General features: G+C 68.3%; 17 protein-coding genes. 9 read left to right on the top strand and 8 right to left on the bottom strand.

Annotated elements, in window-relative coordinates; translation table 11 throughout:
* Positions 1–2: 2 nt before the first annotated feature.
* The 5 genes from rnr (at position 3) to rpmG (ending at position 4,996) form a co-directional block, all read left to right on the top strand.
* Positions 3–2,279, top strand: a complete 2,277-nt coding sequence (gene rnr / locus FZN60_RS22220) for a ribonuclease R (protein WP_158875710.1) — start codon at positions 3–5, stop codon at positions 2,277–2,279.
* Positions 2,276–2,689: a DUF983 domain-containing protein gene (locus FZN60_RS22215; RefSeq protein WP_158875709.1), complete on the top strand. Its 414-nt coding sequence runs from the start codon at positions 2,276–2,278 to the stop codon at positions 2,687–2,689. Before rnr ends, FZN60_RS22215 begins: the two co-directional genes overlap by 4 nt.
* Complete coding sequence (locus FZN60_RS22210) at positions 2,686–3,438, top strand: NUDIX hydrolase (protein WP_158875708.1); 753 nt, start codon at positions 2,686–2,688, stop codon at positions 3,436–3,438. Before FZN60_RS22215 ends, FZN60_RS22210 begins: the two co-directional genes overlap by 4 nt.
* Entirely contained in the window at positions 3,435–4,619 is a 1,185-nt protein-coding gene (locus FZN60_RS22205) for an MFS transporter (protein WP_158875707.1), read from the top strand. Before FZN60_RS22210 ends, FZN60_RS22205 begins: the two co-directional genes overlap by 4 nt.
* Before the next feature lie 209 nt (positions 4,620–4,828).
* The gene (gene rpmG / locus FZN60_RS22200) at positions 4,829–4,996 is read left to right on the top strand and encodes a 50S ribosomal protein L33 (protein WP_007626161.1); all 168 of its coding nucleotides are present in this window, start codon (positions 4,829–4,831) and stop codon (positions 4,994–4,996) included.
* Between the two features lie 412 nt (positions 4,997–5,408).
* Here rpmG and FZN60_RS22195 read toward each other — a convergent pair whose 3' ends face one another.
* Both FZN60_RS22195 and FZN60_RS22190 read right to left on the bottom strand, forming a co-directional pair.
* Positions 5,409–6,770 carry a PleD family two-component system response regulator gene (locus tag FZN60_RS22195; protein ID WP_158875706.1) on the bottom strand — a complete coding sequence of 454 codons (1,362 nt, stop codon included), beginning with the start codon at positions 6,768–6,770 and terminating at the stop codon, positions 5,409–5,411.
* Between the two features lie 158 nt (positions 6,771–6,928).
* Entirely contained in the window at positions 6,929–7,300 is a 372-nt protein-coding gene (locus tag FZN60_RS22190) for a response regulator (RefSeq protein ID WP_199266626.1), read from the bottom strand.
* 122 nt (positions 7,301–7,422) lie between these two features.
* Here FZN60_RS22190 and FZN60_RS22185 point away from each other — a divergent pair, with 122 nt between their 5' ends.
* The 4 genes from FZN60_RS22185 to dinB all read left to right on the top strand — a co-directional run bounded on the left by FZN60_RS22185 (position 7,423) and on the right by dinB (position 10,188).
* Entirely contained in the window at positions 7,423–7,731 is a 309-nt protein-coding gene (locus FZN60_RS22185) for a DUF3572 domain-containing protein (protein WP_246727064.1), read from the top strand.
* A complete protein-coding gene (locus tag FZN60_RS22180; protein WP_158875705.1) occupies positions 7,728–8,426 on the top strand; it encodes a hypothetical protein in 699 nt (232 codons plus the stop codon). The genes FZN60_RS22185 and FZN60_RS22180 overlap by 4 nt, the downstream gene beginning before the upstream one ends.
* A gap of 85 nt (positions 8,427–8,511) precedes the next feature.
* On the top strand, positions 8,512–8,922 hold the full coding sequence (locus tag FZN60_RS22175; RefSeq protein WP_158875704.1) for a hypothetical protein: 411 nt from the start codon (positions 8,512–8,514) through the stop codon (positions 8,920–8,922).
* Positions 8,923–9,147: 225 nt separating this feature from the next.
* The gene (gene dinB / locus FZN60_RS22170) at positions 9,148–10,188 is read left to right on the top strand and encodes a DNA polymerase IV (RefSeq protein ID WP_246727071.1); all 1,041 of its coding nucleotides are present in this window, start codon (positions 9,148–9,150) and stop codon (positions 10,186–10,188) included.
* Here the strand turns inward: dinB and dnaE are convergent.
* From dnaE to FZN60_RS22140, 6 genes are all read right to left on the bottom strand, one after another.
* On the bottom strand, positions 10,185–13,688 hold the full coding sequence (gene dnaE / locus FZN60_RS22165) for a DNA polymerase III subunit alpha (protein ID WP_158875702.1): 3,504 nt from the start codon (positions 13,686–13,688) through the stop codon (positions 10,185–10,187). The two genes, dinB and dnaE, sit on opposite strands and share 4 nt — an antisense overlap.
* Positions 13,689–14,025: 337 nt before the next feature.
* The gene (locus tag FZN60_RS22160) at positions 14,026–14,712 is read right to left on the bottom strand and encodes an ABC transporter ATP-binding protein (protein WP_158875765.1); all 687 of its coding nucleotides are present in this window, start codon (positions 14,710–14,712) and stop codon (positions 14,026–14,028) included.
* Positions 14,713–14,720: 8 nt separating this feature from the next.
* On the bottom strand, positions 14,721–16,037 hold the full coding sequence (locus tag FZN60_RS22155; protein WP_158875701.1) for a lipoprotein-releasing ABC transporter permease subunit: 1,317 nt from the start codon (positions 16,035–16,037) through the stop codon (positions 14,721–14,723).
* Complete coding sequence (gene proS / locus FZN60_RS22150) at positions 16,034–17,356, bottom strand: proline--tRNA ligase (protein WP_158875700.1); 1,323 nt, start codon at positions 17,354–17,356, stop codon at positions 16,034–16,036. The genes FZN60_RS22155 and proS overlap by 4 nt, the downstream gene beginning before the upstream one ends.
* A gap of 391 nt (positions 17,357–17,747) precedes the next feature.
* Positions 17,748–18,014: a DUF1467 family protein gene (locus FZN60_RS22145; RefSeq protein ID WP_158875699.1), complete on the bottom strand. Its 267-nt coding sequence runs from the start codon at positions 18,012–18,014 to the stop codon at positions 17,748–17,750.
* A gap of 24 nt (positions 18,015–18,038) precedes the next feature.
* The gene (locus tag FZN60_RS22140; RefSeq protein ID WP_158875698.1) at positions 18,039–19,721 is read right to left on the bottom strand and encodes a ribonuclease J; all 1,683 of its coding nucleotides are present in this window, start codon (positions 19,719–19,721) and stop codon (positions 18,039–18,041) included.
* Positions 19,722–19,729 lie beyond the last annotated feature (8 nt).

The following is a 19,729-nucleotide window of genomic DNA, read 5'->3' as shown; positions in this document are numbered from 1 at the left end:
GAATGGCGAGGAAGCGAGGACACGAGACCGAAGCGCGGCCGGAGCTGACGCGCGAGGCGGTTCTGCGCTTCATCGCCGACAATCCCTCGCGCGCCACCAAGCGCGACATCGCCAAGGCCTTCGGCGTCAAGGGCGCCGAGCGCATCGACCTGAAGCGCCTTCTCGGCGAGTTGGCCGAAGAGGGCCTGATCGAGGGCACGCGCAAGCGCTTCCACCAGGCCGGCGCCCTGCCCCCGGTGCTCGTTCTCGAAGTGCGCGCGCGCGACGAGGACGGCGGCCTGATCGCCGAGCCGCCGGGCTGGGACGAGGCCGAGCGCGGTCCTCGTCCGCGCCTGCCGGTGCGGCAGCGTCGCGGCGAAGGCCCGACGGTCGGCGTCGGCGATCGCTTCCTCGCGCGCGTCGCGGAGACCGAGGACGGCGAGCGCGTCGCCCGCGTCCTGCGCCTCGTCGAGAAGGAACGCTCCGTCGAGCTCGGCGTCTTCCGTCCCGATCCGAATGGCGGCGGCCGCGTGGAGCCCGTCGAGCGGCGCCAGAGCGAGTACCGCGTCGCCGCCGGCGACGAGAAGGGCGCCGGCGACGGCGACCTCGTGGAGGTCGAGCCGCACGGCCGCTCGCGCTTCGGGCTGCCCACCGCCCGGGTCGTCGAGATCGTCGGCTCGATGAAGTCCGAGCGCGCCATTTCCACCATCGCGCTCCACGCCCATTCGATCCCCCACGTCTTCCCGCCCGGCGTCCTCCACGAGGCCGAGGCCGCCGGCCCCGTCTCGGACGAGGACCGCGAGGATTGGCGCGACTTGGCGCTCATCACCATCGACCCGGCCGACGCCAAGGACCACGACGATGCGGTCCATGCGCGGCCCGACGAGGATCCGTCCAATCCGGATGGCGTCGTCGTCACCGTCGCGATCGCCGACGTCTCCTGGTACGTGCGCCCCGGCTCGAAGCTCGACGCCGAGGCTCGGTTGCGCGGCAATTCGGTCTACTTTCCCGACCGCGTCGTGCCGATGCTGCCCGAGCGCATCTCCAACGACCTCTGCTCGCTGCGCGAAGGCGTCGACCGCCCGGCGCTGGCGGTGCGCATGATCTTCGACGTGCGGGGCGACAAGCGCACCCACTCCTTCCACCGCATCACCATGCGCAGTCGCGCCAAGCTTTCCTACGAGGCGGCGCAGGGCGCGGTGGACGGCAACCCGACCGAAGTCGCGCCGGAGATCCTGGAGACGGTCCTCAAGCCGCTCTACGAGGCCTATGGGAAGCTTGCCGCCGCGCGCGATCGCCGCCAGCCCCTCGCTCTCGACCTGCCCGAGCGCAAGATCCGCCTGAAGCCGGACGGCAGTGTCGACAAGGTCGTCGTGCCCGCACGCCTCGAATCGCACCGGCTGATCGAGGAGTTCATGATCCAGGCGAACGTCTGCGCCGCCGAGACGCTGGAGCAGAAGCGGCAGGCGCTGATCTATCGCATCCACGATTCGCCCTCGCTCGCCAAGCTCGAGGCGTTGCGCGACTTCCTGCGCACGCTGGAGATCCCGCTAGCCAGCGCCGGCACGCTGCGCCCGCAGCACTTCAACGGCATCCTCGCCTTCGTCCGCGAGGGCGAGCACGAGAGCCTCGTCAACGAGGTGGTGCTGCGCTCGCAGAGCCAGGCCGTCTATACCCCCGAGAACATCGGCCATTTCGGCCTGAACCTCGCGCGCTACGCCCACTTCACCTCTCCGATCCGCCGCTATGCCGACCTCATCGTGCATCGCGGGCTGGTGACGGCCCTGGGACTTGGGGCGGGCGGACTCAGCCGCGAGGACGAGGAGAACCTCGCCCAGACGGCCGAGGAGATCAGCCGTGCCGAGCGCCGTGCCATGGCCGCGGAGCGCGACACGATCGACCGCCTGATCGCCCACCACCTCGCCGACAAGGTCGGCGCCGAGTTCGAGGGGCGCATCACCGGCGTCACCAAGGCGGGGCTCTTCGTCGTCCTGCCGGTCTACGGCGCCGACGGCTTCGTGCCGATCTCGACGCTGGGCCGCCAGTTCTTCGTTTATGACGAGGCTGGACACGCGCTGGTCGGCGACCGCGACGGGCACGGCTACCGGCTCGGCGACACCGTGGAGGTCAAGCTCGTCGAGGCTCTGCCGCTCGCCGGCGCCATGCGCTTCGAGATGCTGACGGAACCGCGCGAGTTGCCGCGCGGCTCGGCTTCCTTCCATAAATCACGCCTGCGCAGGCCGAGCCGGCCCGGCGGGCGCCCCAAGAACGTGTCCGCGACAGTGAGGAGACGGCGATGACGACGGCGACGGACAAGGCGGACCTGCCGCCCCGCTCGATCTGGCAGGCGGTGAAGCGCGGCTTCTTCTGCCGCTGCCCCAATTGCAATCGCGGCGCCCTGTTCAAGGGCTACCTGACCAGCGTCGACGCCTGCGCGACCTGCGGCGAGGAATTCCACCACCACCGCGCCGACGACCTGCCCCCTTACCTCACCGTCTTCATCGTCGGCCACATCGTCGTCGCCCTGTTCATGGCGGCCGAGGAAACGGTGGACTGGTCGATGTGGACGCATATCGCGATCTGGGTGCCGGTGACGGCCATCCTGTCCCTCGTGCTGCTGAAACCGCTGAAGGGCGCGACGATCGGCCTGCAATGGGCGATGCGCATGGGCGGCTTCGGCGGGATGGCGGAAGAGGACCGCATCGCTTGACGACCGATGCCTTGGCGGCGTTGGAGCGCACGATCCCGGCTGAGCACGGGGTCGCACCCCCTCGGCGGCTGCGACCGCGCGACGCCGCCACGCTGATCATCGTCGATCGCATGGGCTCCGAGCCGCGCATCCTGATGGGGCGCCGCGCGGCTGGGCACGTCTTCATGCCCGGCCGCTACGTCTTTCCCGGCGGGCGCGTCGAGGCCGGCGACGTCGCTCTGGCGCGCCACCATCCGCTGGGAACGGATGCCCTCGCGCGCCTGACCGGCATGACCGCCGCGCGCTTCGCCGAGCGGCACGCCGCGGCCCTTCCGCTCGCCGCGATTCGCGAAACCTTCGAGGAGGTCGGCATCCGCATCGGCCACGTGAGCGATGGCGGGCTGCCGGCCGGCCCGGGCTGGGCGCCGTTCAGCGAAGCGGGGCTCGTGCCCGATCCCGGGCGGCTCGTGCCGATCGCCCGCGCGATCACGCCGCCGGCGGCGGTCCGCCGCTACGACACGCGCTTCTTCGCGATCGAGGGCTCGGCGACGGAGATCGAAGCGCGCTTCCAGGACCGTCCGACCGACGAGCTCGACGCCGTCGACTGGTTCACCTTCGAGGCGGCGGGCACGCTGAGCCTCGCGGGCATCACGCGCCAGATCCTCGCCGACCTTCGCGGGCGGCTGGAGGACGGAAGCTGGCTGGACGCCTCGGTCCCCATGCCCTTCTACCGAGCGGAGCGCGGCCGGTTCCGGCGCGACCTCGTTTGACCTCCGCGCAGTCCGCCGCACCGACGCGGATCGACCCTTGGGCGGTCGGCGCGGCGATCGCCTCGATCAGCGCCGTCGGCATCGCGCTCGGGCTCGGCCTGCCCCTTCTCAGCGTCATCCTCGAGCGCCGGGGCGTCAGCGCGTCCATGATCGGCGCGAACACGGCCTTTGCCGGCATCGCATCGCTGATCGCGGCGCCCCTGGTCACGCCGATCGCTCGCCGGCTCGGCGTCGCGACGACCATGCTTCTCTCGATTGTCGCTTCAGCACTCGCGGCGATCGGCTTCTACGTCTACGACGACATCGCCGCCTGGTTCGGCCTGCGTCTCGTGTTCCACTTCGCGGTGACCACCCTCTTCATCCTGTCGGAGTTCTGGATCAGCGCCGCGGCGCCGCCGGATCGCCGCGGCCTCGTGCTCGGCCTCTACGCGACCTTTCTGTCGCTCGGCTTCGCTGCGGGGCCGTGGCTGTTCTCGCAGGTCGGATCGATCGGGCCCCTGCCCTTCTATCTCGCGGCCGGCATCCTCGCCGCGGCTTCGCTGCCGATCCTCGCGGCCTGGCGCCATCAGCCGGCCATGTCGCGGGCCGAGGCCGGCAGCGGCGGCGCCTTCTGGCGCTACGTCGTCCTGGTGCCCACCGCGACCGCTGCCGTGCTCGTGTTCGGCGCGGTGGAGTCCGGCGGATTCGCGTTGTTTCCGGTCTATGGCGAGCGGATCGGCTTTCCCGAGGGCGATTCGGCGCTGCTGCTCACCGCGATCGGCCTCGGCAACGTTCTTCTGCAGATTCCCATCGGCCTCCTATCCGACCGGGTACGCGACCGCCGACACCTTCTCGTCGCCTTCGCGTTGATCGGCCTGGCCGGCTCGCTTGGCCTGCCGCTGATCGCCGGCGACTGGTGGACCATGGCCGCCGTCCTGTTCGTCTGGGGTGGGGTCGTCGCAGGGCTCTACACGGTAGGCCTGGCCCATCTCGGCTCGCGGCTCACCGGCTCCGACCTGGCGGCGGCCAACGCCGCCTTCATCTTCTGCTACGCGTTCGGCATGCTGCTCGGACCGCAGGTGATCGGCTCGTCGATGGACATCTTCGGCCCGGACGGTTTCGCCTGGAGCCTCGGCCTGTTCTTCGCGGCCTACCTCGCCCTGACGGTCGTTCGGCTGACCGCGGGGCGCAAGGCGGCTTGACTTCTGCGGCTGCCTGAATAGTGTCCGGCCAAACGCGCCGCCGGTACTCGACGGCGCTTTGACGCTTGGCGTCGATGCGGTTCGCAGTTCAGGACTTTATGTCCCGGCTCGGTCCGTAGTTCCTGAAACAACCGCGTGCCTGTCGTCGGAAGCCATGCTTCCGGCTGGGGTCCGCACCGAACAGGCCCCGCGAAGGGCGGAGAGAATCGATGGCCAAGGCGACCACCATCAAGATCAAGCTCCTGTCGACCGCCGACACCGGCTTCTTCTACGTGACGACGAAGAACAGCCGCACGATGACCGACAAGATGACCAAGACCAAGTACGACCCGGTGGCGCGCAAGCACGTCGAGTTCAAGGAAACCAAGATCAAGTAAGGTCGGGGCGGCCTCGAGCCGCCTTCCCTTCACCGATCGATCCACCCCGGCCGGTTCGTCCGTGCCGGGGTTTTTCGTGTGTGCTCCTCGCCGCAGCCGTCAGACGCGAGCGCGCGCGATGGGAAAGATCGGTTCGAAGGAGGAGAAGCGGGAGAAAGTGGCCGACCGGCAATCCGGACGCGGTACGAGGAAACCGCTGCTGCCCGAATGCCGGCCGGCCGCCCCACGAGCCCAGGAGATGCGGCGGACCTGAGCATCCATGGGGATCTCGGTGGAAGCCCTGGCGGCTCCCGTGATCCCGTGACGTCGAAACTGAACGAGATTCCCGTGGAAAGCAATGTTGTGGCGGCGCACCGCCGGTGACGTCTTAAGACATGGTTAAGATGTCGGCCGATTCGCGGGCCGAGTCAACTCAGGCGGCAAGAGCCAGGACACGGTTGCGGCCGGTCCGCTTCGCTTCGTAGAGGCTCCTGTCCGCGCGTGACAGGAGCGATGCCGCATCGTCCCCGTCCGCATAGATCGCCAAGCCCGCGCTGACGGTGACGGCGATGTCTCCGCCCGGCAGGGCGAAGGGGGCGGCGGCCATCCGCTCCCGAACGCGTTCCGCGACACGCAGCGCATCCTCGCCGTCCGTGTCCGGCATCAGCACGACGAACTCCTCGCCGCCGATTCGGCACGCGAGATCGCTGCCGCGGAGCGCGTCCTGAAGCCGGCTCGCGAACTGACGCAGCACCTCGTCGCCCGCCGCATGGCCCCGGCTGTCGTTGATCCTCTTGAAATGGTCGATGTCGGCAACGGCGATCGACAGGTGGCGACGCCCGGCGCGCGCCTGGTCGATGGCCTTCGCGAGGCGCGCCTCGCAGAAGCGGCGGTTGTGAAGGCCCGTCAGCGGATCGCGCACCGCCAGCGCCACGGTGTCGGTGAGCGAGCGACGAAGCCGGCTTTCGTAGCGCCGGCGCCGCACCTGCGTCGCCAGCCGGGCGCGAAGCTCGTTCCGGTCGATCGGCTTCAGGATGTAGTCGGTCGCTCCGATCTCCAGGGCCTTGGCAAGCGCCGCTTCCTGTTCCGGCCGTCCCATTGCGATGATCGGCAGATGGCGGCCGGCGTCGCTCGTCCGCAGCGCGGCGACGAGCCGCAGGGCGCTGCCCTCGGCGGCGCCGAGGTCGAGGAGCGCGGCTTCGGGCTCGGGTCCTTCCATCAGCTGCGCCATGAAGGCGCCGCGTTCGGCCGTCGCGTCGATCACGAAGCGGTCGTGCAGCATCGCCAGGAGCCGCGTCGCCTCGCGCGGGTCGTCGCCGAACATCAAGATCCGATCCCGCCCGCTCGCTGCGCGGAACACGTCCTCCTCGTCCGCGAACAGCGCGAGCGCCGTCGCCGTGCGCTCCCGCAACTCGTCGGTCACGCGTTTCAGCCGGGTCAGGCTGCGGACGCGCGTGAAGAGCTGCAGATCGCGCGCGGGCTTGGTGAGGAAATCGTCCGCGCCGGCATTGAGCCCCTCGATCCGGTCCGAGGGCTGGTCGAGCGCGGTGACGAGCACCACGGGAATGTGCGTGGTCTGCGGATCGGCCTTCAAACGCCGGCAAACTTCATAGCCGTCCATGCCGGGCATCATGACGTCGAGCAGCACGAGGTCGATGCCGCCGGTCGCGGCGAGAGCCAGGGCCTCGGGCCCGTTGACGGCCAGCACGACCTCGTAGAACTCCGCACCGAGGCGCGCTTCGAGCAGCCGAAGGTTGATCTCGTTGTCGTCGACGACAAGGATCCGCGCTGTCACGAAATGCCCCTGGACGTTGTCTTCAAAGGATGCGAACGGCTGCGATGCGTGAACGTGACCCCGGACGGATCTCTGACGGAGTTTGAGGCGCCGGGCCAGTCACGTCCTGTTCAAGACGACTGAGCCGGCTTTCGCCGGCCCGTCGGAACGTCGGCCGTTCAGCCATCACCCAGAAACGATTTGATGGTGTCGATGAACTTCGTCACCGAGATCGGCTTGGAAATGTAGGCCTCGCAGCCCCCCTGCCGGATGCGCTCCTCGTCGCCCTTCATCGCGAAGGCGGTGACGGCGATGACGGGAATGCGGAACAGCTGCGGGTCGGCCTTCAACTCCTTGGTCACATCGAGGCCGGACACCTCGGGAAGTTGTATGTCCATCAGGATCAGATCGGGCATTTCTGCCCGGGCCAGCTCGACAGCCTTCAGCCCGCTGCGTGTCTGAACCGTCCGGTAACCATGCGCTTCAACAAGATCGCGGAAGAGCTTCATGTTGAGCTCGTTGTCTTCCACGATCATCACGGTCTTCGCCACGACGCCACTCCTCGACGAGCCTCGACACCCGCTTCCTTGCTTCGATACCGCACCGGTTCTAGACCTCTTTTATTTAAGATTCTGGAATCCCGCGAGTCCGGTCTCGCCGAGGTGGAATTGCAATGATCCGTGAACGCAAGCCCGCTGGTCCGATGGGCCGCGACGAGGCCGACGCGGTCGGTGTCGAAGCGCTGAGCTTCCTCGCCGGCGACCCGAAGCTTCTCGCCCGGTTCCTCGACCTGTCGGGCATCGAGCCGATGGAGATGCGCGCCCGCATCTCGGACCCGGCCTTCTTCGCGGGGCTTCTCGACTTCCTGCTCGCCCATGAGGGCACGCTCGCGGCCTTCTCGCAGGCGAGCGGGCGCGCGGGCGAGAGCGTGGCCGCGGCGCGCGAGGCGCTGAGTGCCGACTTCGCGGCCGGTCCGCGATGAAGCATTCGCCCCGCAGCCGCGGCCCCGAACCTGAGACGATCGAGCGCCGGCACGACGCGCTGCTCGTTCTCGATGTCGACGAGGTGGTTCTGGAATTCATCGGTCCGTTCGACGCTCTCCTGCGGGAAAACGGCGCGCGGCTCCACTTCGAGTCCTTCCGCCTCACGGGGAACGCGCGGTCCCTGGCAACCGGCGAGGCGATCGGCGGCGGCGTTCTGGAGGGCTTCACGCAGCGGATCTACGCGGAGCAGGCGCAGCGCCAGCCCGTCGTTCGCGGTGCGGCCGAAGCGCTCGCCCGGTTGGCCGCTCGCGCCGACATCGTCTTCCTGACCGCGATGACGCCGAGCTTCTACGACGCGCGCCGGGCTCTTCTCGACTCGGCGGGTCTGCATTTCCCGATGATCGCGACGGAGCGCTCCAAAGGGGGCGTGGTCGACGAGTTGATGAAGGCGCGAAGCGGCCCGGCCGTCTTCGTCGACGATCTGCCGCCCAACCTCCTCGCCGTTCATCGCAGCGCGCCGGCCGCGCGGCTCGTGCACCTCATGGCGCATGAAGGCTTTCGTCCGCACCTGCCGCCGCTGCCGCCCGGCGCTTTCGCGGCGCGTGACTGGCCGCATGCCGAAGCGATGCTCGCCGAGCTCCTCGCCGGCCGAGAACCGACGATGAGCGAACCGGAAAAAGCGCCGGATCGTTAAACTTGCAAGGCGCGGCGCGACCGTTTCTGCACGCGCCCACCGCATGGTCGCTCCCGTTTCGCATCCGCAAAACGGGACCCGCGCCATGGCCATGTCGATCACCGCTGCCAAGACGGAGCTCGTCGACGATTACCGCCCCAAGCGCGGCGTCCGGCGCCTCGTCCCGATCCTGGGAGCGAGCCTGACGGTTCTCGCATCCGCCGCGGGATTCCTGTTCTGGTGGGCCACCGCGACGCCGGCCGAGATCCGCCCGGAGGGCGCCGATTATCCCGGCGTCATGCCCGTCGCCCTGGTGGTGCCGCCGATGCCGGTGACCCCGGCCGACTACGCCGTCGTCTCGTTGTTCGAGGACGAGGCCATTCTGGCGGCCGGCGACATGCTGCTGCGCGTCAAGGTCGGCTCCACCGCGCCTGGGCTCGGCACCATCCTCGCCATCGAGCCGCAGGGTGCGGGCGGCACGATCGTCACCGACAAGGCTCGCCTGACGCTGAGCTGAAGGCCTCCTGAGATCCGCGGCTTGATCAGCCGGCCGGATCGGTCGATCATCCGTTTCTCTTTCGTTCTTCCGCGCTGAGTCGGGGAGCGAAGCAACGGACGCGAAATCGATATGGCATGGGGCGCGGCGGCCGTCGGGCCGACGATCAGTGACGAGGCGATCGACCACGGCCAGCATGCCGCGTCGGCCGAGCGCCCGCGCCTGCGCAAGATCATCCACGTCGACATGGACGCCTTCTACGCATCCGTCGAGCAGCGCGACGATCCCCTTCTGCGCGGGCAGCCCGTCGCCGTCGGCGGTTCGAGCCAGCGCGGGGTCGTGGCGGCCGCGAGCTACGAGGCGCGCGCCTTCGGCGTGCGCTCGGCCATGCCCTCGGTGACCGCCCGGCGTCGCTGCCCGGATCTCGTCTTCGTCAAGCCGCGCTTCGACGTCTACAAGGCGGTCTCCGGCGAGATCCGCGAGATCTTCGCCGAGCACACAGACCTGATCGAGCCGCTGTCGCTCGACGAGGCCTATCTCGACGTGACCGAGAACCGGCAGGGCCTGCCGACGGCGACGATGGTGGCCGAGCGCATCCGCTCGGCGATCCGCGAGCGCACGGGCCTCACCGCCTCGGCGGGCGTGTCCTACAACAAGTTCCTGGCCAAGCTCGCCTGCGAGCAGAAGAAGCCGGATGGGCTCTTTGTCGTGACGCCGGCCATGGGGCCGGGCTTCGTGGAGACGCTGTCGGTCGGCAAGTTCCACGGCGTCGGGCCGGCGACGGAAAAGCGCATGGCGGCACTCGGCATCCGCACCGGCGCGGACCTTCGCGCCTGCAGCCTCGCCTTCCTCAACGCGCATTTCGGCAAGGCCGGAGGGCACTATCACGACATCGCGCGCGGCATCGACGAGCGCCCCGTGCGGCCCGATCGCATCCGCAAGTCGGTCGGCGCCGAGAAAACCTTCTTCGCCGACCTCCACGAGCGCGAGGCGATGCGCAAGGCGATCCGCCCGCTCGTCGCCAAGGTCCGCCGGCATTGCGAGACGCACCGCCTCCTCGGACGGACGGTGACGCTGAAGGTGAAGTTCGCCGACTTCCGGATCATCACCCGCAGCCGCTCGGGCGCCCTGCCCTTCGCCTCCTTCGAGGCCGTGGAGGACGCCGCCTTCCAGCTTCTCGACGGCGTCCTCCCCGTCGAGAAGGGCGTCCGCCTCCTGGGGGTCACCCTGTCGGCCTTCGAGGAGGACGGCTCGCCGGCGCTGAGCCAACTGGCCCTGCCGCTCTAGAGGAGGTGGACTTCCTCGATGCCGGGCGCGGCGCGCATGGCGCTGGCGAGCTGGGGCGAGACGCGGTAGCGGCCCGGCAGGGCGATTTCGATCTCGCGGTCGCCTTCGCTCCCGCGCAGCACGACGGAAACCTCCGCGTCACCGCCGTCGACCAGGAACTTCTGGACACTCGGGATGGGCTTGGCGCTCTTCATCACGACGCGCAGCCCCTTCTGCATGCGCGCCGCCTCTTCCTCCAGCGACTGGACGTTCGAGACGCGCAGCGAGATGCCTTCCGGCCGCTCCTCGACGCCCGCGGTGATGATCACCGAGGTGCCCGGCTCCAGCATGTCGCGGAAGGCGTAGAGCGTTTCCGAGAATAGCACCACCTCGTACTGGCCGCTCGCATCCGAGAGGTTGACGATGCCGAGCTTGTTGCCGGTCTTGGTCTTTTTCTCCTGGCGCGAGATCACCGTGCCCGCGATGCGCGCGGCCGAGGCGCCCTTCTTGGCCGAAGCCGACACCTCGGCGTAGCTCTGAACCTTCAGGCGCTTCAGCGCCGAGGCGTAGTCGTCGAGCGGGTGTGCCGAGATATAGAAGCCGATCGCGCCGAATTCGCGCATCAGCTTCTCGGTCGAGGTCCAGCTCTCGACCTCGGCGAGGCGCAGCGGCTCCGGCTGGCCGCCGGCGAGGCTCCCGAAGATGTCGCCCTGTCCCGAGTTGCGTCCGCCCGTCACCATGGCCGCGTAGGCGGTCATCTTGTCGACGTTGCCGAAGAGGCGCGCCCGGTCGTGGCCGAAACAGTCGAGCGCGCCGGCGAGGATCAGCTGCTCCAGCGTCCGCTTGCCCACGATCTTGGGGTCGATCTTGGCGCAGAAGTCCTCGAGGCTCGCGAAGCCCGTCTCCCCACGCTTCTCGACGATGTGCTCCACCGCCTGCTCGCCGACGCCCTTCACGGCCGAGAGCGCGTAGAAGATGCGCTTCTCCTCGACTTCGAAGGCCTTGTACGAGGTCTGGACGGAAGGCGGCACGACCTCGATGCCGAGGCGCATGGCGTCGCGGCGGAAGTCGTTGAGCTTGTCCGTGTTGCCGACGTCGAGCGTCATCGAGGCGGCGAGGAACTCGGTCGGGTAGTTCGCCTTGAGATAGGCCGTGTGGTACGAGACGAGCGCGTAGGCGGCGGCGTGCGACTTGTTGAAGCCGTAATCGGCGAACTTCGCCAGCAGGTCGAAGATAAGGTTCGCCTGCTCCTTCTTCAGCCCATTCTCGATCGAGCCCTCGACGAAGCGGACGCGCTGCTTGTCCATCTCCGCGCGGATCTTCTTGCCCATGGCGCGGCGCAGGAGATCGGCTTCGCCAAGCGTGTAGCCGGCGAGCACCTGGGCGATCTGCATCACCTGCTCCTGGTACACGATGACCCCTTGGGTCTCGCGCAGGATCGGCTCGATCTTGGGGTGGATGATCTCCACCTCCTCCTCGCCGTGCTTGCGGGCGTTGTAGACCGGGATGTTCTCCATCGGGCCGGGACGGTAGAGCGCGACGAGGGCGATGATGTCCTCGAAGCGGTCCGGCCGCATGCCGATCAGCGCCTTGCGCATGCCGGCCGATTCCACCTGGAACACGCCGACCGTCTCGCCGCGGGTGAGCAGCTGGTAGGACTTCTCGTCGTCGAGCGGCACGGCCGAAAGGTCGATGTCGATGCCCTTGCGGGCGATGAGCTTCACCGCCGTCTGCAGCGTCGTCAGGGTCTTGAGGCCGAGGAAGTCGAACTTCACGAGGCCGGCCTGTTCGACCCACTTCATGTTGTACTGCGTCACCGGCATGTCGGAGCGCGGATCGCGGTACATCGGGACGAGCTGCGACAGCGGCCGGTCGCCGATCACGATGCCGGCGGCGTGGGTCGAGGCGTGGCGGTAGAGGCCTTCGAGCTTCAAGGCGATCTTGATCAGCCGGTCGACGACCTCCTCCTTCTCCATCGCCTCCTTGAGCCGCGGCTCGTCCTCGAGTGCCTGGCCGAGCGTCACCGGATTGGCGGGGTTGGCCGGCACCATCTTGCAGAGCTTGTCGACGTGGCCGTAGCTCATCTCCAGAACGCGGCCGACGTCGCGCAGCACGGCGCGCGCCTGCATCGAGCCGAAGGTGATGATCTGCGCGACCTGCTGGCGGCCGTAGCGCTGCTGGACGTAGCGGATCACCTCCTCGCGCCGGTCCTGGCAGAAGTCGATGTCGAAGTCCGGCATCGAGACGCGGTCGGGATTGAGGAAGCGTTCGAACAGCAGCGCGAAACGCAGGGGATCGAGGTCGGTGATGGTCAGCGACCAGGCGACGAGCGAGCCGGCGCCCGAGCCGCGGCCCGGGCCGACCGGGATCCCTTGCGACTTCGCCCACTTGATGAAGTCCGACACGATCAGGAAGTAGCCGGGAAACTTCATGCGCTCGATGACCGAGAGCTCGAAGGCGAGGCGCTCGCGATAGGCGTCTTCCGAGATGCCGGGGGCGCAGCCATGCGCCTTCAGCCGCGCCTCCAGCCCCTCCTCCGCCTGCCGCCGCAGCTCGGCGGTCTCGGCCAGCTCGGCCGCGGCGGGCTCTGCGTCGGCACCGGCGAAGCGCGGCAGGATTGGCTTGCGGGTGCGCGGCCGAAATGCGCAGCGCTTGGCGATCTCGATCGTGTTCTCCAGCGCCTCCGGCAGGTCCGAAAACAGCGCCACCATCGCATCCTGCGACTTCAGGCAGTGATCGACCGTCAGTCGGCGGCGATCCTCGTGGCTGACGAGGCGGTTCGACGCGACGGCCATCAGCGCGTCGTGCGCCTCGAAGTCGTCCGGGCAGAAGAAGTAGCTGTCGTTCGTCGCGACGATGGGAAGGCCCATCTCGTAGGCGAGGTTCACGGTGTCCGCCTCGATCCGGCGCGAGTAGCCGGTCGGTCGTTGCAGCTCGACATAGAGACGGTCGCCGAAGAAGCCGGCGAGCGCTTCCAGCCGACCCTGCGCCAGCGCCGGCCGGTCGCCGGAAAAGGCGAGCCCGATCGGTCCGAGCGGCCCGCCCGACAGGCAGATGACGCCCTCGGTGCGTCCCTCCATCCATTCCGCGCGGATGTGCGGGCGCGCATCGCCGTCATGGGCGAGATAGGCGCGCGACACGAGGTCGACGAGGTTCTCGAAGCCCTTGTCGGACGCCGCGATGAGAACGAGCGGGGCGATTGCCGGCACGGCCTTGGCGCCGCGGCCCGAGCCCAGATCCTCGCCTGCGTCCGAGAACAGGACGTCGAGCTGGCAGCCGACGATCGGCTGGACGCCGGAATCGGCGCACTTTTCCGAGAATTCCAGCGCGCCGAAGAGGTTGTTGGTGTCGCAGATGGCGATGGCCGGCGCCTTGTCCGCCTTGGCGTGCTTGACGATCTGCGGGATCTTCAGCGCGCCTTCCAGAAGCGAATAGGCGCTGTGGACGCGCAGGTGGATGAAGCGCGGCTCGCCGCCGACGGCGGTTGCCTGCGACGCTCCGATCGTTGCCGCATCCGCCATGACCGTTCTCCTGCATGTCTTTCGTCGAGCCGAGACCGTGCCTCGACTCGCCCGGCGCGAGGCTGACTCCGGGGTGTCCGCGAGTCGAGCCCTCCCCGCCTCTATCCAATGGTCTCCGCCGTTTAGATGGCGTGCAGCAGAAGAGCGAGCGAGCAGACGAACGCCGAGATGGCAACGAGGGAGGCGACGTCCTTGACCATTCCGAGCATGAGCCGAGTTCCCGTTTGGTTCCTATGTTCCTTTTTTGTTCTATCACTCGGCACGAGTCAAGGCGCCGCGCCGGACGTTCCGGCGCGGCGCGTCTCGTCTGCGATCGTGGTTAGGAAAGGCTTGCCGTTCAGCCGAAGCTGTGCGGCACGATGAGGCCGCCGGAGAGCGTCACGGTCCGGTCCATGCGGGAGGCCAGCTCGTGGTTGTGGGTCGCGATCAGCGCGGCGACGCCCGACTGGCGCACCAAGGCGGTCAGCGCCTCGAAGACGTAGGCCGAGGTCTGCGGGTCGAGATTGCCCGTCGGCTCGTCGGCCAGAAGGACGTGCGGGCTGTTGGCGACGGCGCGGGCGATCGCGACGCGCTGCTGCTCGCCGCCCGACAGCTCGGCCGGCCGATGCGTCGCCCGCTGGCCGACGCGCATATAGTCGAGGAGCCGGCGCGCCCGCTCGGAGGCCTGCGCGCGCGTCTGTCCGCCGATCATCTGCGGCAGCATGACGTTCTCCAAAGCGGAGAACTCCGGCAGGAGGTGGTGGAACTGGTAGACGAAGCCGATCGAACGGCGGCGCATGGCCGTGCGCTTCTCGTCGTCCATCGTGCCGCAGGGCTTGCCGTCGATGAGGATCTCGCCGCCATCCGGCCGCTCCAGGAGGCCGGCGATGTGGAGGAGCGTCGACTTGCCGGCGCCGGACGGAGCGACGAGCGCCACCATCTCGCCGGGCATCAAGGTCATCTCGGCCTTGTCGAGGATCGTCAGGCGCTGTTCGCCCTGAACGAAGCGGCGCTCGATGGATTCGAGCCGCATGGCGGGGTTCATGACCGTGCTCATTCGTAGCGCAGCGCCTCGACCGGATCGAGCCGCGAGGCCCGCCAGGACGGCAGGATGGTGGCGAGGAACGAGAGGCCGATCGCCATGCCGACGACCAGCAGCACCTCGGTCGCATCGACCTTCGCCGGAAGCTGGCTGAGGAAGTAGAATTCCGGGTCGAAGAGCGTGCGCCCCGACAGCCAGGAGAAGAACTGCCGGATGTTCTCGATGTTGAGGCAGAACAGGAGCCCGATCAGGAAGCCGGCGAGCGTGCCCGTGAAGCCGATCGCCGCGCCCGTGATGAAGAAGACGCGCATGACAGCGCCCTTCGTGGCGCCCATGGTGCGAAGGATCGCGATGTCGCGCCCCTTGTCCTTCACCAGCATGAAGAGGCCGGAGATGATGTTCAGCGCCGCGACGAGGACGATCAGCGTCAGAATGATGAACATGACGTTGCGCTCGACCTGCAGCGCGTTGAAGAAGGACTGGTCCTGCATCTGCCAGTTCGACAGGAAGAGCGGGCGCCCGGCGGCCTGGTCGATGCGCTCGCCGTAGAGGTTCACCTCGTCCGGACGGTCGACAAACACCTCGATGGCGCCGGCCGTGCCCTCCTGGTTGAAGTAGAGCTGCGCTTCTGAGAAGGGCATGTAGACGTAGCTCGCGTCGATCTGCGACATGCCGACGTCGAAGATCGCGGTGACGGGATAGGCTTTGACGCGCGGCGACGTGCCGAACGGCGTCACGTCGCCTTCCGGCGAGATCAGGGTGACGAGGTCGCCGAGCTGCAGGCCCAGCTGCTCGGCCAGCCGCGAGCCGACGGCGACGCCGCCACTCTCGTCGAAGCCGTCGAGGGTCCCCTGCTTGAGGCTGCCGGACACCGGCTGAAGCTTCAGGAGGTCGGCGCCGCGCACGCCCTTGACGAGCGCGCCCGTATTGCCGCGTCCCGGACCGGAGGCCAGCACCTGACCCTGCACCATGGGCATGGTGAAGCGCACGCCGTCGACGGCGTCGATCCGCCTGGCGACCTCGTCGAAGTCGTCCAGCGGCCGGTCGATCGGATACAGGACGATGTGGCCGTTGACGCCGAGGATGCGGTCGAGGAGCTCGGCGCGGAAGCCGTTCATCACCGACATGACGATGATCAGCGCGGCGACGCCGACGAGGATCCCGAGAAAGGAGAAGCCGGCGATGACGGACACGCCCGCATCCCGCCGACGGGCGCGCAGATACCGGCCGGCGATGATCCACTCGAAGGGCGAGAATGGCTTCGTGCCGCCCGCCGTCTGCGGCGGCTTGGCGGCGACGGCCGCGCTCGCCTCGGCCGAGACGCTCACGCGGAGAGCCTCGCGACGACGCCGTCGACCGGCAGGGTGAAGCGCGAGCCGTCGGCGCGCACCTTGATCTCGGCCTCGCCGGCCGCTGCCCCGCGCGGGCCGACGATCACCTGGAACGGCACGCCGATGAGGTCCATCGTCGCGAACTTGGCGCCGGCGCGCGTGTCCTCGTCGTCGTAGAGGACGTCCATGCCGGCCGCTTCCAGCTCGGCATAGAGCCGCTCGCAGATCGCGTCGCACTGCGCGTCGCCCGGCTTCATGTTGACGAGGCCGACCTCGAAGGGCGCGACAGAACGCGGCCAGACGATGCCGTTCTCGTCGTGGCTCGCCTCGATGATCGCAGCGATGAGGCGCGAGGGACCGATGCCGTAGGAGCCCATCTGCACCGGCACGTCCTTGCCGTAGGGGCCGGTGACCACGGCGCCCATCGGCTCGGAATACTTGGTGCCGAAGTGGAAGATGTGGCCGACCTCGATGCCGCGCGCCGCGACGCGCTCGTTCTCCGGCAGCGCGTTCCAGGCGGCTTCGTCGTGCATCTCCTCGGTCGCCGCGTAGGGCGTCGTCCAGGTCTTCACGATGGAGGCGAGCTGGCCCGCATCGCTGAAATCGACCTCGGAGCCGGGCGTCGTCAGCGAGAGGTAGTCCTTGTGGCAGAACACGGCGCTCTCGCCGGTCGAGGCCAGGATGATGAATTCGTGGCTCAGCTCGCCGCCGATCGGGCCGGTGTCGGCGCGCATCGGGATCGCCTGGAGGCCGAGCCGCTCGAAGGTGCGGAGATAGGCCACGAACATGCGGTCGTAGGCCGTCTTGGAGGCCTCGTAGTCGATGTCGAAGGAGTAGGCGTCCTTCATCAGGAACTCGCGCGAGCGCATGACGCCGAAGCGCGGGCGCACCTCGTCCCGGAACTTCCACTGGATGTGGTAAAGGTTCAGCGGCAGGTCCTTGTAGGAGCGGACGTAGGACCGGAAGATGTCCGTCACCATCTCCTCGTTGGTCGGGCCGAACAGAAGCTCGCGCTCGTGCCGGTCCTCGATGCGCAGCATCTCCTTGCCGTAGTCGTCGTAGCGCCCGCTCTCGCGCCAGAGATCGGCCGACTGGATGGTCGGCATCATGATCTCGAGCGCCCCCGAGCGATCCTGCTCTTCGCGGATGATCCGGCAAACCTTGTCGAGGACGCGCTTGCCCAAGGGCAGCCAGGAATAGATGCCGGCCGCCTGCTGGCGGATCATGCCGGCGCGCAGCATGAGCCGGTGCGAGACGATCTCGGCTTCCTTGGGCGTTTCTTTCAGGATCGGCAGGAAATATCGCGACAGGCGCATGCGGTTCGTCCAGTCGAAGAGGGCGGCCGCAGCGCGGGCGCGGCTCGGGTTCGCCGCGTCATAAAGCATCGCGCGGGGAGAAGGAACCGCCTGCCGGCAGCCTCGCGTCAGCCCGCTGGTCGCGGGAAAAATCGCAAGATCGGACAGCACGACAAATTTGCGTCACACCCTTGAGATTCCGCGTGACAAAAGCATAAGCCGCCGATAGATTTCGGCCGCATAGAAAAGCGTCAGCAAGACGCCCACTTCTTAAGCAGTCTCGTCAGGGAGGACGTGATTTCCGGCGCAACGTCCGTTGCTGCCCCGCCGCGAGGCCGGTGAGGAATCCAGGCTGCTGAAACTTCCAAAAGCGGGGCGTGAGCCCCGCTTTTTTTGTTCCGCCGCGGCGGGTTCAGACGTTCGGCACGAAGTTCGGCAGGTCGTCGACGCCGATGCCGATGATCTCGGTCACCAGGTAGTAAAGCGCGAAGACGATCAGGGAGACGATCGTCGTCTGGATGATCTTGCGCAGCATGCGGGGCTGGGCAGGTGCGCCGTCCGCCGATCCCGGCACCACCTCGCCTTCCTCGATCTGGCTGCGCACCCCGAAGGGGAGGACGGCGAAGAGCACCGTCCACCAGATCACGAAGAAGATCGCCAGTCCGGTCACCCAGCCCATTATTCCGCCCTACCCCGCGCCTGCTCAGGCCAGCGCCACGAAGACCGTGACGATCGGCTTCTTGCCCCACACGTCGGCCGCGGCCGCACGCACGGCGCGACGCACCGCCTCGCGCACGAGTTCGGGATCCTTGCGCCGGTTCTTGGGGATCGAATCGATCGCGCCGACAGCCGCGTCGATGAGGACCTCCTCCATCTCCTCGCCCTGCCCGTCGTCCTGCGGCAGGCCGATCGCGACGAGCTCGGGATCGTGGCGCAGCTCGAACTTGGCGGTCAGCTCGACGCAGAGCGTGACGTGGCCGGCGAAGGACAGACGCCGCCGCTCGGCGATGCCCATCTCGACGTCGCTGCCGATGAGCCGACCGTCCTTGTAGAGCCGTCCGACCGGAACCTCGTCGATGATCTCGGCAGGCCCCGGGCCGAGCCGGACCATCTTGCCATCCCGGATCTGCACCACTTCGCGCACGCCCATCTCGCCGGCGAGCTTGGCGTGGGCGGCAAGATGCGCGGCCTCGCCGTGCGCCGGCACGGCGATCCTGGGACGGGTCCACTCGTACATCTGCCGGAGCTCGGCACGACGCGGATGGCCGGAAACGTGCACCAGCTTGCCCCCGTCCTCGAGGACCTCTACTCCGCGCTCGATCAGGCCGTTCTTGATGTCGTTGATCGCCTTCTCGTTGCCCGGGATCGAGCGCGAGGAGAAGATCACGAGATCGCCCTTGGACAGGCCGACCGAGGGATGGTCGTCCCGCGCGAGGCGCGCCAACGCCGCCCGCGGCTCGCCCTGGCTGCCGGTGAGGATGATCACCGCCTTCTCGCGCGGGATGTAGCCGAAGCTCGATTCGTCGAGAAAGTCCGGAAGACCATCGAAGTAGTGCAGCTCGCGCGCGATGTCGGCGACGCGCTTCATCGAGCGCCCCATCAACAGCACCTGGCGATCCGCCTCTCCCGCGGCCTGGGCGACGGCGCGGATGCGCCCGACATTGGACGAGAAGGTCGTGACGATGACCCGCCCCTTCGCGGCGGCGATGATCTCGGCGAGCGAAGCGCCGACTTCGGACTCGCTCGGGCTGATACCCTCGCGCAGCGCGTTGGTGGAATCGCAGACCAGCGCGAGGACGCCCTCGTCACCGATCGCGCGCAGCCGTGCCTCGTCGGTCGGCAGGCCGAGGGCCGGCGAGGCGTCGATCTTCCAGTCGCCCGTGTGCACCACGGTCCCGACCGGCGTGCGGATCGCCAGCGCGACCGGCTCGGGGATCGAGTGGGTGACGTTCACCGCCTCGATGTCGAAGGGGCCGACCTTGAAGCGGTCGCCGGCCTGGAAGAGCGTCACCGGAATCTTCGGCGCGCCCGGCTCACCCTCGCGCTTGGCGTCGAGGAGGCTCGCGGTGAACTGGGTCGCGTAGACCGGCACCTTCAGCTTGGGCCAAAGGTCGAGGAGCGCGCCGTAGTGGTCCTCGTGCGCGTGGGTGATGACGATTCCCTTCAGCGAGCGCCGTTCCTCGACGATGAAGCCGATATCGGGCAGCACGAGGTCGACGCCCGGCGCCTCCGGACCCGCAAAGGACACGCCGCAGTCGACGATGATCCATTCGCGCTCGGCCTCGGGGCCGTAGCCGTATAGGGCGAGGTTCATGCCGATCTCGCCGATGCCGCCCAGCGGGCAGAAGACCAGGCTCGGTTCGTTCTTTCGCGTCGTGTCTGACATCAAGCTCC

This window comes from Antarcticirhabdus aurantiaca (assembly GCF_009765365.1).
In the GTDB taxonomy this organism is placed as follows: domain Bacteria; phylum Pseudomonadota; class Alphaproteobacteria; order Rhizobiales; family Rhizobiaceae; genus Antarcticirhabdus; species Antarcticirhabdus aurantiaca.
This window is presented reverse-complemented; position numbering and strand designations above follow the sequence as displayed.

What these genes read in the sequence shown, in the direction of transcription:
- FZN60_RS22215 (WP_158875709.1), top strand. Translation starts at nt 2,276, where the DNA reads ATGACGACGGCGACGGACAAGGCGGACCTGCCGCCCCGCTCGATCTGG.
- rpmG (WP_007626161.1), top strand. Translation starts at nt 4,829, where the DNA reads ATGGCCAAGGCGACCACCATCAAGATCAAGCTCCTGTCGACCGCCGAC.
- dinB (WP_246727071.1), top strand. Translation starts at nt 9,148, where the DNA reads ATGGACGCCTTCTACGCATCCGTCGAGCAGCGCGACGATCCCCTTCTG.
- proS (WP_158875700.1), bottom strand. Translation starts at nt 17,356, where the DNA reads ATGCGCCTGTCGCGATATTTCCTGCCGATCCTGAAAGAAACGCCCAAG.
- FZN60_RS22160 (WP_158875765.1), bottom strand. Translation starts at nt 14,712, where the DNA reads ATGAACCCCGCCATGCGGCTCGAATCCATCGAGCGCCGCTTCGTTCAG.
- FZN60_RS22180 (WP_158875705.1), top strand. Translation starts at nt 7,728, where the DNA reads ATGAAGCATTCGCCCCGCAGCCGCGGCCCCGAACCTGAGACGATCGAG.
- FZN60_RS22140 (WP_158875698.1), bottom strand. Translation starts at nt 19,721, where the DNA reads ATGTCAGACACGACGCGAAAGAACGAACCGAGCCTGGTCTTCTGCCCG.
- FZN60_RS22175 (WP_158875704.1), top strand. Translation starts at nt 8,512, where the DNA reads ATGGCCATGTCGATCACCGCTGCCAAGACGGAGCTCGTCGACGATTAC.
- dnaE (WP_158875702.1), bottom strand. Translation starts at nt 13,688, where the DNA reads ATGGCGGATGCGGCAACGATCGGAGCGTCGCAGGCAACCGCCGTCGGC.
- FZN60_RS22185 (WP_246727064.1), top strand. Translation starts at nt 7,423, where the DNA reads ATGATCCGTGAACGCAAGCCCGCTGGTCCGATGGGCCGCGACGAGGCC.
- rnr (WP_158875710.1), top strand. Translation starts at nt 3, where the DNA reads ATGGCGAGGAAGCGAGGACACGAGACCGAAGCGCGGCCGGAGCTGACG.
- FZN60_RS22145 (WP_158875699.1), bottom strand. Translation starts at nt 18,014, where the DNA reads ATGGGCTGGGTGACCGGACTGGCGATCTTCTTCGTGATCTGGTGGACG.